The 14,725-nt window shown below is 65.0% G+C and carries 8 protein-coding genes; 1 reads left to right on the forward strand and 7 read right to left on the reverse strand.

The window, feature by feature from the left end:
• Positions 1-34: 34 nt before the first annotated feature.
• From B4M43_RS09090 to pip, 7 genes are all read right to left on the reverse strand, one after another.
• Positions 35-769, reverse strand: coding sequence for an amino acid ABC transporter ATP-binding protein (locus B4M43_RS09090; protein ID WP_296267293.1), 735 nt, complete (start codon positions 767-769; stop codon positions 35-37).
• Positions 762-1,724 carry an amino acid ABC transporter permease gene (locus B4M43_RS09095; RefSeq protein WP_296266262.1) on the reverse strand — a complete coding sequence of 321 codons (963 nt, stop codon included), beginning with the start codon at positions 1,722-1,724 and terminating at the stop codon, positions 762-764. Before B4M43_RS09095 ends, B4M43_RS09090 begins: the two co-directional genes overlap by 8 nt.
• 128 nt (positions 1,725-1,852) lie before the next feature.
• Positions 1,853-2,650: a transporter substrate-binding domain-containing protein gene (locus B4M43_RS09100; protein ID WP_296267295.1), complete on the reverse strand. Its 798-nt coding sequence runs from the start codon at positions 2,648-2,650 to the stop codon at positions 1,853-1,855.
• A 235-nt stretch (positions 2,651-2,885) separates the two neighbouring features.
• Positions 2,886-5,441: a glucans biosynthesis glucosyltransferase MdoH gene (gene mdoH / locus B4M43_RS09105; protein ID WP_296266264.1), complete on the reverse strand. Its 2,556-nt coding sequence runs from the start codon at positions 5,439-5,441 to the stop codon at positions 2,886-2,888.
• Entirely contained in the window at positions 5,434-7,095 is a 1,662-nt protein-coding gene (locus B4M43_RS09110; protein ID WP_296266267.1) for a glucan biosynthesis protein G, read from the reverse strand. Before B4M43_RS09110 ends, mdoH begins: the two co-directional genes overlap by 8 nt.
• 324 nt (positions 7,096-7,419) lie before the next feature.
• On the reverse strand, positions 7,420-7,857 hold the full coding sequence (gene dtd, locus B4M43_RS09115) for a D-aminoacyl-tRNA deacylase (protein WP_296266269.1): 438 nt from the start codon (positions 7,855-7,857) through the stop codon (positions 7,420-7,422).
• Complete coding sequence (gene pip, locus B4M43_RS09120; protein WP_296266271.1) at positions 7,854-8,825, reverse strand: prolyl aminopeptidase; 972 nt, start codon at positions 8,823-8,825, stop codon at positions 7,854-7,856. Before pip ends, dtd begins: the two co-directional genes overlap by 4 nt.
• A 315-nt stretch (positions 8,826-9,140) precedes the next feature.
• Between pip and B4M43_RS09125 the strand changes: the two genes are divergently transcribed.
• Positions 9,141-14,678, forward strand: a complete 5,538-nt coding sequence (locus tag B4M43_RS09125; RefSeq protein ID WP_296266272.1) for a dermonecrotic toxin domain-containing protein — start codon at positions 9,141-9,143, stop codon at positions 14,676-14,678.
• The last annotated feature ends 47 nt before the right edge of the window (positions 14,679-14,725 follow it).

A 14,725-nucleotide genomic window follows, 5' to 3' on the forward strand; every position in this document is an offset into this window, starting at 1 on the left:
AACGCCGACCGGTCTGGGCCGGCGTTCGGGTCGATCACAGCACCTGGCGCAGGAAGCTCTGCGCGCGCGGATCCTTCGGGGCGTCGAAGAAAGCGTTGGGCGCGGCATCTTCCAGCAGGCGGCCGTGGTCGAAGAACAGCACGCGGTCGGCCACTTCGCGGGCGAAGCCCATCTCGTGGGTCACGCAGACCATGGTCATGCCTTCCAGGGCCAGGGTCTTCATCACGTCCAGCACTTCGCCGACCATCTCCGGGTCGAGCGCCGAGGTCGGCTCGTCGAACAGCATCACCTTCGGGTCCATGGCCAGGGCGCGAGCGATGGCCACCCGCTGCTGCTGGCCGCCCGAAAGGCGTGAGGGATACTCGTTGGCCTTCTCGCTGATGCCGACCTTGAGCAACAAGGCGCGGGCCCGGTCCTCGCGCTCGACCTTGCTGCGCTTGCGCACCACCTTCTGCGCCAGGCAGAGGTTTTCCAGCACGGTCATGTGCGGGAACAGGTTGAAATGCTGGAACACCATGCCCACCTCGCGGCGGTAGGCGTTGATGTCGGTCTTCGGGTCGTCGAGCTGCACGCCGTTGATGGCCACATGGCCGGCGTCGAAGCTCTCCAGGCCGTTGAGGCAGCGCAGGAAGGTCGACTTGCCCGAGCCCGACGGGCCCAGCACCACCACCACTTCGCCCTTGCTCACCTGGGTGGTGACGTTGTCGACCGCGCGTACCACCTGGCCGCGGGTATCGAACACTTTCAGCAGGTCACGGACTTCAATCACTTTGCGCAAGCCTCCGCTCGAGCCGGCTGGCCAGGTGCGACAGCGGCAGGTTGATCAGCAGGTACAGACCGGCCACGCAGAACCAGATCTCGAAAGTGGAGAACGAGGTGGTGATGGCCTCGCGCCCGCTCTTGGTCAGCTCGGTGATGGCGATCACCGACACCAGGGAGGTGTCCTTGACCAGGCTGATGAACTGCCCCGCCAGCGGCGGCAACACGCGCTTGAACGCCTGGGGCAGGATCACGTGGCGCATCGACTGGCTGGCGTTCAGACCCAGCGAGCGCGCCGCTTCGTTCTGCCCGCGGGCGATCGACTGCACGCCGGCACGCACGATCTCAGCCACGTAGGCGCCGGTGAACAGTGCCAGCGCAGCGACTCCGGCGAACTCGCGGGACAGGTTCAGCACCGTGCCGATGAAGAAATAGAAGATGAAGATCTGCACCAGCAGCGGCGTGCCGCGCACCAGCTCCACGTACACCGTCGACAGGTCGCGCAGGGTCGGGTTGTTCGACAAACGGCACAGCCCGGCGAACAGGCCGATCACCAGACCGAACGCCCCGGACACCACCGACAGCCACAGGGTGGTCCACAGGCCCCAGGCCAAGGGGCCGGCCGCCCAGTGGCGGGTCACGCCCAAGGCATCGCCCTCGGCCACGTCGTCGCCGCGGCTGAGCAGCACACTGTCGGCCTGCACCTGCACGTGCTGCACCTCGCCGTCTTCGGTCTTCACCGTCAGTGTGGCCTGGCTGCCGGACACGGCGATGTCCTGCACGGTGCCGAAACCGGTAGCGCGTTGGGTTTCTTCGGCCTGGTAGGCGAAATACTGCGGCACCCGGTTCCAGCGCCATTCGTAGGACATCATCGAGGTGGCCAGGTACAGGCTGATCGCCAGACCCACCAGCACGAGCGCAGTGAGCCCATGCCAGGGCCACTGGGCTTTTTTATGTTTGATCAAAAAGGTGCTCCAAAAAACGAGACGCCGAGCGGGGCTCGGCGGTTAGCGGCGAGTGGCACGCACCCACAGGGGGCAATTCGCCTCTGTGGGTGACGCGCCGCAGATTGCCTGCCGCCAGCGCGCGGCGCTTATTCCATTTCCTTCAGCCAGTCCTTGTTCTTGAACCACTTGTCGTGGATCCGATCGTAGGTGCCGTCGTGCTTGATCTGGTGCAGGAAGTTGTTGATGAAGTTGATGCTGTCGTAGTCACCTTTCTTCAGGCCGAAGGCCAGCGGTTCGAAGGTGAAGGGTTCTTCGAGGAACAGCAGCTTGCCGGCGCCGGCCTTTTCCACCGCGACCACGTTGTACGGCGCGTCGTAGACGAAGGCATCGGCCTTGCCGTTGACCACGTCCATGACCGCTTCCTGTTCGTTGTCGTAACCGTGGTACTGGGCCTTGCCGATCAGCTTCTTGGCGATCATTTCGCCGGTGGTGCCGAGCTTGGAGGTCAGGCGGTACTTGTCGCTGTTGAGGTCTTTGTAGGACTTGATCTCGCCTTGCAGCTCCTTGCGGATCAGCAGAGTCTGGCCCACCACGATGAAGGGTTCGCTGAAGTTCAGGCGCAGGTTGCGTTCCTGGGTCAGGGTCATGCCGCTGCCGATCATGTCGAACTTGCCGGTGATCAGCGCTGGAATGATGCCATCGTAGGCCGTGGAGACGGTTTCCAGTTTGACGCCCATGGACTTGGCCATGGCCTTGAGGATATCGACTTCGAAGCCGATGATCTCGCCGCGCTTGTTGGTCATCTCGAACGGCATGTAGGTCGGGTCCATGCCCACCCGCAACGTGCCGCGCTTGACCGCGTCGTCGATGGCGCCGGCCTGCGCACAGGCCACTGCGGCCAGCGCCGTGACGCCCACGAGCAGGCGCGAAAGATAGTGCTTGATCATTACCAGGTTCCCCAGCGAGAAAAGAAGCGAGTCTTATTGTTGGCGCGGCCGTAAACCCGCGCGGCGCGACGGACAGCGATGCTAACGCATGGCGGGCCTGCAAGTCACTGCAAGAGCCGCCGGCCGGCACGCGTGTTTGGCTGCGATGGGCGGCCGCTTTCGCCGGCCCGCATGCAAAAACGCCTGGGGCCTGCATGTGCAGGCCCCAGGCGTTGGGTACGACCGCTGTGGATCAGGCGCCGACCAGGCCGGCTTGCGCTTGCGAAGGCAGCGCGTGCGGGTCGCTGGCGACCGAGCTGCGCCAGGCGTCGATCCAAGCCGCGTTCTGCTCGGCCCAGACCCGCTCGTGCAGGCGCGACAGGGCGACCGGGTCGCTGAGCAAGGCCAGGCGGGTCGCCAGGTCGGTGCCTTTGGGCCCGGCCTCCAGCGCCTTGGCGATGCGCTCGCCGCGCAGTCGTTCGATGGCGGCCGACTGCCCGTGACGCGCCGTGCCCATGGCACAGGCCAAGGCGTTCTGGCGTGGGTCGACCACAGCGCGCACGAAGCCGTCACGCAACGCGTGCCAACGGTTTTCGTGGGCGTACTGGTCGGTGGCCAGCAGTTCGGCAGGCGTGGCGTATTCCTCGGGGATCAGGAACAGCTTCTCGTCCTTGGCCTTCAGACCCAGGTTGGTACGGCTGGAGATCACCGACACCGGGATCGACAGCACCAGGGAACCGACGATCGGCGCCAGCCACCACAGGAAGCTCGGGTTCAGCCACGCCACCAGCCCGGCCCAGGCGAAGCCCAGCAGGGTTTGTGGACCATGCCGACGTATCGCTTCGCTCCAAGGGGTGGAGTCGTCGTCACGCTGCGGCGAGTTCCAGGTCGCGGCCCAGCCGAGGAACGCGGCCAGCACGAAGCGCGTGTGGAAGATCATCCGCACCGGCGCCAGCAGCATGGAGAACAGCATCTCCATCAGCATGGACAAGGTGACCTTGATCCGCCCACCGAAGCCCACCGAGCCCTTGGCCCAGATCAGGATGACGCTGAGCAGCTTGGGCAGGAACAGCAGCACCACGGTGGTGGAGAACAGCGCGATGGCTTTCTCCGGGTGCCATTGCGGCCACAGCGGATAGAGCTGGAAGGGTTCGAGGAAGTACTGCGGCTCCATCAACGTGTTGGTCGCCAGCAAGGCGGTGGACAACACCAGGAAGAAGAACCACAGCGGCGCCGACAGGTACGACATCACGCCGGTGAGGAACACCGCACGGTGTACCGGGTGCATGCCCTTGACCAGGAACAGGCGGAAGTTCATCAGGTTGCCGTGGCACCAACGCCGGTCGCGCTTGAGCTCGTCGAGCAGGTTCGGCGGCAGTTCTTCGTAGCTGCCCGGCAGGTCGTAGGCGATCCACACGCCCCAGCCGGCGCGGCGCATCAGCGCGGCTTCGACGAAGTCGTGGGACAGGATCGCACCGGCGAAGGCACCCTTGCCCGGCAACGGCGCCAGGGCGCAGTGCTCGATGAAGGGCTTCATGCGAATGATCGCGTTGTGCCCCCAGTAGTGCGATTCGCCCAACTGCCAGAAGTGCAGACCGGCGGTGAACAGCGGGCCGTAGACGCGGGTGGCGAACTGCTGCATGCGCGCGTACAGCGTGTCCATGCCCGAGGCACGCGGCGCCGACTGGATGATGCCAGCGTCCGGGTTGGCCTCCATCAGGCGCACCAGGCTGGTCAGGCAATCGCCGCTCATTACGCTGTCGGCGTCAAGCACCACCATGTACTTGTAGGCGCCGCCCCAGCGACGGCAGAAGTCGTCGAGGTTACCGCTCTTGCGTTTGACCCGGCGGCGACGGCGGCGATAGAAGATGTGCCCGAAGCCTTTGGCCTCGCGGCAGACTTCCAGCCAGGCCTTCTGTTCGGCCACGGCGATGTCGGTGTCGTTGGTGTCGCTGAGTACGAAGAAATCGAAGCGGTCAAGGTTGCCGGTAGCAGCCACCGATTCGAAGGTGGCGCGCAGACCGGCGAACACCCGTGGCACGTCTTCGTTGCAGATCGGCATGACGATGGCGGTGCGTGCCTCGGCGCCGATCGGCTCGTTGCCGGCGCTGCTGCCGGAGATCTTGTACTTGTCGCGCCCGGTGAGCAGCTCCAGGAAGCCCATCAGCGCCGTCCAGAAGCCCGCCGACACCCAGCAGAAGAGGATGCCGAACAGGATCAGGATGGAGGTCTGCAAGGCATACGGCCAGACCTGGACGATGGTGTCCCAGATCGGCTGCGAGGTGATCTCGTCGAGATCGACGAACGACCAGCCCTGGTAAGGCAGGATGCCTTTCATGTACCAGCCGGCGACCAGCGTCTGGCCGATCATCAGCGTCAGCAGGATGTAGCGGCGGATCGAGCCGACCGTGCGCCAGCGCGCCACCGGCAGCTCGCGCTTGGGCGGCTGCGGGGCGTTGGTGCGACCGGTCATGCGCCGCCAGATGCGTACCAGGATGTTGGTGCGCCAGGGCTCGGGCAGTACCCGCGTGCGCTGGATGGGCGGCGCGATCTTCAGGCTCAAGCGGCCATTGGCGTCGACGCCGAGCATCTCGGCGTCTTCCAGTTCGGCTGCACTGCCCGCCGTCAGGCGCGCGGCGACCGAGGCCTGGGCGGCTTCGCCAGGTTCGGCCAGAGGCTGCTCGGCGAGGCGCTGATGCAGCTCGCTGAAGGAGGTGCAGCCGGCCAGTTCGGCCCGCTGCTCATCGTTCAACGGCAGGTGCGCCAGGTACTCGCTCAGCGGTACCGGTGTTGCGTTCGGGTTACTCATCGGCAGGCAACTGATAGGTCCAGGTCTCGGTCAACACCTTCTCGGTGGTGGCCGGTGCTTCTTGAGCGGCGGCATCGGCGGCAGGCTGTTCGGCGGCCGCGTGTTGCTCGGCAGCCTTGACGTGCTTGCCAGTGGCTTTGGCCGGCTTGGTGTCCTTGGCCGGCTTGGGCGCTTCGACCGGCACGTCACGTACCAGCGCCGCGCGCATTTCGGTGGACTTGTTCGGGTCTTTGACCTTCAGGCGCAGCGTCAGGCGCCAGCCCTTGGTTTCAGGGTTGTAGCGCAGGTTGTTCTCGGCCACTTCGGCGTTGTCGCCGACGCTGACCTGGCTGCGCACGCCGCTGTCTTCAGACAAGGCCGCCAAGGTGGGACCGGCGAAATCGACCAGGAACGCGACGCTGCCGTCGGGCTGGCGGATCAGGTTGGACTGCTTGACGTCGCCGGTCGAACGCATGGTCTGCTCGACCCGGCCCAGGTCCTGAGCCTGGAACTTGGGCTCGTCCATGGTGAAGTGCAGGCGATAGTCGTGGTCGATCGAAGTACCGGGCTCAGGACGTTTTTCCGGGCTCCAGTAGGCGACGATGTTGTCGTTGGTTTCGTCGGCGGTGGGGATCTCGACCAGATCGACGGTGCCTTTGCCCCAATCGCCTACCGGTTCGATCCAGGCGCTAGGACGCTTGTGGTAGTTGTCGTCGAGGTCTTCGTAGTCCTTGAAGTCGCGGTGACGCTGCATCAGACCGAAGCCGCGCGGATTCTCCACGCTGAAGTTGCTGACGGCCAGGTGCTTGGGGTTGTTCAGCGGGCGCCACAGCCACTCGCCGTTGCCGCCATGGATCGCCAGGCCTTCGGAGTCGTGCAGGGCCGGGCGGTAGTTGAGCACTTTGGACGGCTGGTTGGGGCCGAACAGGTACATGCTGGTCAGTGGCGCGATGCCCAGGCGGGTGACCTGGTCACGCAGGAACACGCGGGATTTGACGTCGACCACGGTGTCGGTGCCCGGACGCAGGGTCAGCTTGTAGGCGCCGGTGGAACGCGGCGAGTCGAGCAGCGCGTAGATAACCAGGTGCTTGTCGGTCGGTTTGGGCTTCTCGACCCAGAACTCGGTGAAGCGCGGGAATTCTTCGCCCGACGGCAGTGCGGTGTCGATGGCCAGGCCACGGGCCGACAGGCCATACGCCTGGCCCTTGCCGACCACGCGGAAGTAGCTGGCCCCGAGCAGGGTCATGATTTCGTCCTGCTTGTCGGCCTGGTTGATCGGGTACAGCACGCGGAAACCGGCGTAGCCGAGGTTTTCCGTGCTCTTGGCGTCGTGCTGCACGTCACCGAAGTCGAAGCGGCTCGGGTCGTACTTGATTTCCTCAACCGTGCTGGCGGTGACTTCGTTGATTTTCACCGGCGTGTCGAAGTGCATGCCCTGGTGGTAGAACGACAGCTTGAAGGGGGTCTTGTCCGCGCTCCACTCGGCCTTTTCCTGAAGGAAGCGGATCTTCTGGTAGTCAGCGAACTTCATGTCGCGGAACACCGCCGGCAGATTGCTCTTCGGTGCTTCGTACTTCTGACCGGCCAGGTCCTTGGCCTTGGACGCTACGTCGTCCAGGTTGAAGGCCCACAGCTGGCCGGCGCTCATCAGGCCGACCAAAGCGGCACCGGCCATGACGACCTGGCGCAACCGTTTGCTGGAAATTCTGGGTGAACCACAGGGACTTACGATCACGAGCAACCCTCGCCGAAAACAGATCATGAAACCAACGGCCAGCGACAATTGCCGGGTTGGCGAGCACTGTTCGGACCCCGTAAGGGCGCAATGATTCCCCAGACGGATTCCAGACAGCACTCGAGTCAAAGTCAAACGAACCCGCGGACGCGGATTCTTACAGCGCGCGATTATCTAGCAGGCCGCGTTACAACGCATCAGGCCAGCAGAACTATTTATCGTAGGAAACCCCGTGTTTTCCTATAAACAAGGGGTTTTTTCCGATCAGATTTGTAACATGAACGTCACCGGGCCATCGTTGACCAGATGAACCTGCATGTCCGCACCAAATCGCCCGGTCGCCACACCTTCGTGTCGACCCTGCGCCTGCTGCACCAGGTAGTCGAACAGCTCCGCGCCCAAAGCCGGCGGCGCGGCGCTGGAGAAGCTCGGGCGCAGGCCGCTGCGGGTGTCGGCGGCCAGGGTGAACTGCGAGACCAGCAGCAGGCCGCCGGCCACGTCCTTGAGCGACTGGTTCATCTTGCCCTGGGCATCGCTGAACACCCGGTAGTTGAGCAGCTTGTGCAGCAGTTTGTCGGCGTGCTCGTGGGTGTCGTGCGGCTCTACCGCCACCAGCACCAGCAAGCCCTGGTCGATGGCACCGACCACCTCCCCCGCCACCTCGACGCGGGCCGAACGCACCCGTTGCAGCAGGCCCTTCATGCTTCTTCCAAGGGCAGGTCGAGCAAGCGCCGAGCCATCTGGTCGGCGGCGCGCACCAAGGCGTCGGTGATGCCCGGTTCGGACGCGGCGTGGCCGGCGTCGCGGATGACCTTCAACTCGCTGTTCGGCCAGGCCTGGTGCAAGGCCCAGGCGTTGTCCAGCGGACAGATCACGTCGTAGCGGCCATGCACGATCACCGCCGGCAGGTGGGCGATCTTCGGCACATCACGGATCAGTTGGTCGGGTTCGAGGAAGGCGTCGTGCATGAAGTAGTGGCATTCGATGCGCGCGATCGACAGTGCCCGCTGCGGTTCGGCGAAGCGGTCGACCACCAGCGGGTTGGGTCGCAGGGTGGCGGTGCGCCCTTCCCAGGTCGACCAGGCTTTGGCGGCATGCATCTGGGCGATCTGGTCGCTGCCGGTCAGGCGCTTGTGGAAGGCCTTGACCAGGTCGTTGCGTTCCTCGGCCGGGATCGGCGCCACGTAGTCCTGCCAGTAGTCGGGGAACAGACGGCTGGCACCGGCCTGGTAGAACCACTGGATCTCCTGCGGGCGGCACAGGAAGATGCCGCGCAGGATCAACCCGTGCACGCGCTCGGGATGGGTCTGGGCATAGGCCAGGGCCAGGGTCGAGCCCCATGAGCCGCCGAACAGCACCCATTTGTCGATGCCCAGGTGCTCGCGGATGCGCTCCATATCGGCGACCAGGTCCCAGGTGGTGTTGTTCTCGATGCTGGCGTGCGGCGTGGAGCGCCCGCAGCCGCGCTGATCGAAGGTGACGATGCGGTACAGGTTGGGGTCGAAGTAGCAGCGGCTCTGGGCATCGCAGCCCGACCCCGGCCCGCCGTGGATGAATAGCACCGGCAGGCCTTCGGGCGAGCCGCTTTCATCGACGTACAGCACGTGCGGCGCATCCACGGCCAGATCGTGCCGGGCGTAGGGTTTGATCTGCGGGTACAGGGTCTGCATTGCGCACTCCGTGTGGGAATCGGGCTGGGTACGAACCTGTCTATGCCAGGGCCGAACAGGGTAAGCGGATGAAGCCGTCGGCCACAGAGCGGTGCCTTGCAGCGCTTCGGACAGGCCTTGGGCCGGGCTCGCGGCTTCATGCAGTATGGCCGAGTATGGCGATGTTTCGTATACCGCGTAGGCCATCCGGCGGCAATCATAAACCCGAATCGCGGCTTTGAGGATCACACCGTGATCGCCTTCGGGCAGATCATGCTACTGCCCGCGCGACGACACGAAAAATAGCATTGCGCCTCCCGTTACGGAGGCTCCGCCATGACCCCCCCAACCCCAGCCACACCTTCCGCCCTGCACGATGCTCTGCCCTATGCCCAGCAACTGGCCGTCAACGTCCAGCCCGACTGGATGCGGCAGGCATCGCCCGCCACCTTGGCCCACATGCGCCAGGCCGGGCGCCAGCGCCAGCCCTGGTTCGAGCAGGCCTGTCTGACCCAGCCGACCATCACCGCTGCGTTGATGGCCGACCATGCCGAAGGGCGCGCCGCACAGACCGCACTGCGCGACCGCCTGGCCGCGCTGCCGAACCTCGAGCGCCATGCACGCGAACGCCTGAGCCACGCCCTCGCCGAGCGCTTCGGCCTGACGCTGGACGTGGGCAAGACCTATCTGCTCAACGCCGCCAAGGCAGTGGCCTACAAACTGAGCCTGGACGGCGACCCCCTCGTCGCCGGTCAACGTGCCCTCAAACTGGCCACGCAATCGTTGCTGCACTGCGCGTTGCAGAACTTCGAAGCCAGTGAAGCGCAGCCCGGTGGCATGGACGAGGGTGCGCTCAAGGCGGTGGTTCTCGACAGCGATGAGTTCATCGGGCTCACGGCAACGGGCCAGACGGTGGCGCTGACGCCGCACGCCTTTGCGGCGCTGTGCCGCGAACTGGACCTGGGCGGTGGCTACCAAAGTCTGGTCGAAGCGGCGTGCGCACCGGTCGTGCAGGGGGACGATCCGTTCGAGCAGGTGGAGCGCGCCACCTGGCGACAGCAGGTGCACCTGGCGCTGCTCCAGGGCCATATCGACCCGGAGCAGCACCGGAGCCTGCTCGACCTGGCCGAACACGACCAGGCCGAGTACCAGGAAAGCCCGGTGCGATGCAATATTCTGCAATTGTTCTCCACGCCTCTGCTCGACGCTTTGGTCATCGGGGCCGTGCGCTATCCGAGCGACCAGATGCACTACGAACTCGGTTTCGTGCCCTACAAAGACCTGTTGGTCACCTACCTGCCCGGCGCGGACGTTGCGCTCAAGGCACATGAATCGGTGTTCGCCATGCAGACCTATCTGCGCGAACAGTTGCTGCGCATGGACAAGTCCGCCTTGCTGCGCCTGCTCCCCGCCGAGCGAACCCAAGCATTCCTGCAAAAGCTGGAACAGACCCTGAAGCCGCTGACTTGGAACGCCGAAGCGGGCGTTTATCAGCCGGTGATCGATGAGCAAGCCTGGGTGGAGGTAAGGCTACAACCGTTTCAACACGCGTTCCTGACCGAACTGGCGTGGCAGAAGCGCCAGCGCCTCCAGGACGACGCCCTGTTCCACGCCGTGCCTACCGCGCTGGAGGATCGCAAGAGCGCAGCCAGGCGCCAGGCCTATTTCACCAACCTGGCCCTGCAGACCGTCGGCCTGCTCGCCTTCACCGTGCCGGGGCTGGGCCCGCTGATGCTCGGCCTGAGCGTGGTGCAATTGAGCTATGAAGTGTACGAAGGCTTGGAGAGTTGGGCGCAGAACGAGCAGGAACAAGCGTTCGACTACCTGATGGACGTGCTGGAAAACGTGGCGCAGGCTGCGGTGCTGGGCGCGGCAGGTGCCGAAATCGGTCATCCCGCACTGACGCAGGAGGCGCTGCCCGCTCCCGCGTTCATCGAAGACCTCGAGCCGGTCGAACGCAGCGACGGCGCTACCGTGCTGTGGCGTCCCGACCTGCGCCCTTTCGCCCACGATGCGGTGCTGCCGGCCGACCTGCAGCCTGGCGCGGACGGTCTCTACCATTATCAGGACAAAACCTGGCTGGCCTTCGAGGACCGCCTGTACTGCGTCAAGCAGGACGCGGCTACCGGCCAGTACCGCTTGGCCCACCCCACCAAGGCCAGAAGCCACGAACCGCAGTTGCGGCATAACGGCAACGGTACGTGGCTGCACCCGCTCGACCGTCCGCAGCAATGGCAGGGCCATGACCTATTTCGTCGGCTCGGCGCATCGGCGGCCCGCTTCGACGAGCAGACCGCCGCGCGCATCCTCAGCGTCAGCGATCTCTCCGAGACCGCACTGCGCGGCGTGCTGAGCGAACAGCGCCCATTGCCGGGCCTGCTGCGCGATACCCTGCTGCGCTTCGAACTCGACCGGGACCTTCGCCTTACCCAATCAGAGACCGACCGCCAGACCCGCCTGCGCCTGTTCGCCGAACGCTACCGCGCGCGCAGCGCCAGCCAGACACCGGGCGTCGCCTTGCTGCAACGCCTCTACCCAGATCTGCCCAGCGCCGTTTGCGAGGAAGTGCTGGGCCAGGCCAACGCCGATGAGCGCCAGAGGCTCAACGACAACCGCGTCCCTGCGCGTCTGGGCGAAGAGCTGCGCGCCTATCAGCAGCAGGTACGCCTGGCCCGAGCCTACGAAGGGCTGTACCTGGACAGCGTACGCAACCCTGACAGCGACCGGCTGGCACTGCACAGCCTGGCGCGGTGGCCCGACTGGCCGATCGATCTGTCGGTCGAACTGATCAGCGACCATGCCGCAATTCCCATCGAGCGTGTGGGCGCCGACGATGCGCCTCGGCGCCTGACGTTGATCGCCAGCACCGATGGCTATCGCCTGCTCGACGAGCCTGAACCTCTGCACCCCAGCCTCGAAGCGGCACTGTACGAGGGCCTGCACCCTATCCAGCGCGAGGCGCTGGGCCTGCCCACCGGCGATGCCCCGACAGCGCTCAGGCAGCGCCTGCAGCAAGGGCCCGAGCTGCCACGCGAAGACCTGCGCAAGGTACTGGGCATGCGCCCGGCGCGCCCCGGCTACCGCTCGCCCATGCGCTTGGCAGATGGGCGCCTAGGCTATCCGTTGGGCCACACCATGCCGCCAGGCGTAGGCCCGTCGCGACGCGCCTTGGTCGACCTGATCCGCCAGCTCAACGAGGGAGTGGCCAACACCCACTCCATTCGCCAGATCATCTCCACGCTCGAAGAACGCGGCCTCAACCGCGCCGATATCCTGGCCCGGTTGCAGGAACTGCTGGTGCAACGCAACACCCTCGACGACCGGTTCGAACAATGGCGACAGGCGGCCCGGCACAACCCCGACCAGGCACCGCCAGACCTGGAGCAACAGTTGGCGCACATCCGTCAGCACTGGTATGACAGCATGCTGGCTCCAATCGATGGGCCGACCTTGCCGCTGCGACTGACAAGCATCGACTTGGCGGACTTCCCTCTCCACCTGCCCAGCGCCTATACCTCGACCGTGCGCCATCTGGAACTGGTCGACTCGCGCCCGGCAACCTTCGCCGGCTGGCACCAGCACGAGCAACAGTTGGCCCACCTGGTGCGCCAGTTCCCCGCCCTGCGCGTGCTCGACATCCGCCGCACGCCATCGGTCGATGCCGGACCTTCGGCCTTTCTGTTGAGTCTGCCGCTGATCGCAGCCAACCTGCCCGAGCTGGAAGTCTTGAGCCTGACGCACCAGTCCATCAGCCTTAGCAGCAGCGACATCGACAGCCTGCGACAGCTGCCACACTTGCGTCGCCTGAACCTGAGCGGCAATCGTCTGTCGCCCGTCTACCCACCCGAATTCTCCGGGTTGACCCTCGATTACCTGGGTCTGGACCAGATGAACCTGGATCATTGGCCCGAGGGGCTCGACCAGCAGACCCTCACCCAGGTCGGCGAACTCTCGCTACGCGGCAACCAGATCCGTTCGCTGCCGGCCTTTCTCCTGGAAAACGAACTGCCACCGAACCAGCACCCGCATATTTCTTTGCAGGGCAACCCCATCGACAGCAGCCATCTGCAGCGGGTGCTGATGAACGAAGACGGGCGCGCCACCCATTTCCACATCGACCTGGCGCCCGAGCTGCAGTCGCGCCTGAGCCATCTGCACCAGCGACGCCAGCAGTTGCGTGGAGCACTGGATGACTGGGCGTCGGCTTCCAGTTCGCGCAACACGGTGAGCACGGAGCTGATGCTCAGCCGTCAGCGCATCAGCAGCGCCATCAACCGTTTCTGGCATGACATCGAGCAAGGCTTGAGCCACGCGCCATTGCGCCTGGACAGCATCGACCTCGCGCACTTGCCCCCGCAGTTGCCAGATTTTTTCTGCGACAGCGTACGGACCCTGATCCTGAGCCGCGTCAGCGGCTCGACCGAGCAATTGCGCCATTGGCTCAACCGCTTTCCCCACCTCACCCGCCTGACCCTGGACGAATACGTGGCGGCACCGGCCGACCTGCTCAGCGCGGTGGCGCACCTGCCCGAGCTGAGCGAGCTGACCGTGCGCGACAGCGAGGTGGTCATCGACCAGGCGCTGTTCGACCAACTGGCACCGCTCACCAAGCTCTCGTGCCTGGACCTATCGGGCAATCGCCTGGGCGATATAGAGCAGGTGCCGGCGTCGTTGCGCAGTCTGCAGCGGCTCGACCTGAACAACTTGCAACTGGAGCAATGGCCGGAGTGGGTGGACAGCCTGCTGCCGCTGGAAATGCTCGACTTGAGCGACAACCATCTGACCACCTTGCCCGAACACGTGCTGAGCAACCTGGACAACCATTTCCCCATCTCCTCGATCTCGCTGTTCGGCAACCCACTGACGGACGACTCGATCCTGCGCGCGCGAACCTCGTCCACCAGTCAGCACAGCTACACCTTCGCCATGGACATTCCCGAGCATCTCTTGAGGGTGGGTTCTTCCGACGAAGGCTCGGTCAACGGCCACTTGCACAACCCCCTTCTGGACCCCGCCGCCGACGCGCCCCGCCTGGAAGATTGGCTGCTTGGCAACGACCTGCAAAACGAAGCCCTGCAAGACGCCTGGCATACCTTGAGCGGCATGGACGACGCGCGAAACCTGCTGAGCCTGGTAGGTCGCCTGAGACAGGCGGCGCCCTACCGCGACGGCCAAACCCGGCCCGCTTTCGCCGAGCGGGTACGCAAGGTCCTGGTGCAGGCACTGGTAGACCCACATGACCGCCAGCTGATCAACGCCATTGCCGAAGAAGCGCTGTTGCAGCCCGACACCGGCAACCAGACCTGCCACGATGGCGTATTGCTGGTATTCCAGAACATCGAGCTGCTGATTTCCAGCCAGCACCTGGGCAGTCGAGGTGCCGATACCACGGAGCAGTTGTACAACGAGTTGCGACGGCTGTTTCGCCTGCACGAGCTGGAACGCCTCGGTTTGGCCAATGCCGAGCGCCGCGATGAGGCCGAAGTGCGCCTGATCTATCGCAGCGGCCTCAACCGCGACCTGGACCTGGGCGTACCGAAGGACGCCATGCTCTACGCCCCGTGGGCGCATTTGCAAGGCGATGAGCTGACCAGGGTCATGGGCAGCGTGCAGCGCGCCGAGCGAGGCGAGGATTTCCTGCGCTATGCGGCCGGCAACAGCCAGTGGGTGGAACGGCTGCGCCAAGAGCATGCGCACGCCTTCGCCGCCATCGAGCAGGAGTTCCGTGACCAGGTCAGGGCGCTGGAGGAAAGAAAGGATCTCTCCCTGGAGGAACTCCTCAAGGCCACTGCCGCCCTGGAACGGGAAAAGAAGATGCGCGTACAGAGACTGATCCGTGACCTGACCATCGCCGCCAATCCAGATCGGCCCTGAGCGCGGCCCTGGTGCAAGGCTGCGCGTGGGGCACCGTGGCGCATGGT

The organism is Pseudomonas sp. UBA6562 (genome assembly GCF_002434265.1).
Lineage (GTDB): Bacteria > Pseudomonadota > Gammaproteobacteria > Pseudomonadales > Pseudomonadaceae > Aquipseudomonas.

Bases quoted from the DNA above. Each gene is read 5' to 3' on its own strand.
- B4M43_RS09125 (WP_296266272.1), top strand. From the start codon at position 9,141: ATGACCCCCCCAACCCCAGCCACACCTTCCGCCCTGCACGATGCTCTG.
- B4M43_RS09110 (WP_296266267.1), bottom strand. From the start codon at position 7,095: ATGGCCGGTGCCGCTTTGGTCGGCCTGATGAGCGCCGGCCAGCTGTGG.
- pip (WP_296266271.1), bottom strand. From the start codon at position 8,825: ATGCAGACCCTGTACCCGCAGATCAAACCCTACGCCCGGCACGATCTG.
- mdoH (WP_296266264.1), bottom strand. From the start codon at position 5,441: ATGAGTAACCCGAACGCAACACCGGTACCGCTGAGCGAGTACCTGGCG.
- dtd (WP_296266269.1), bottom strand. From the start codon at position 7,857: ATGAAGGGCCTGCTGCAACGGGTGCGTTCGGCCCGCGTCGAGGTGGCG.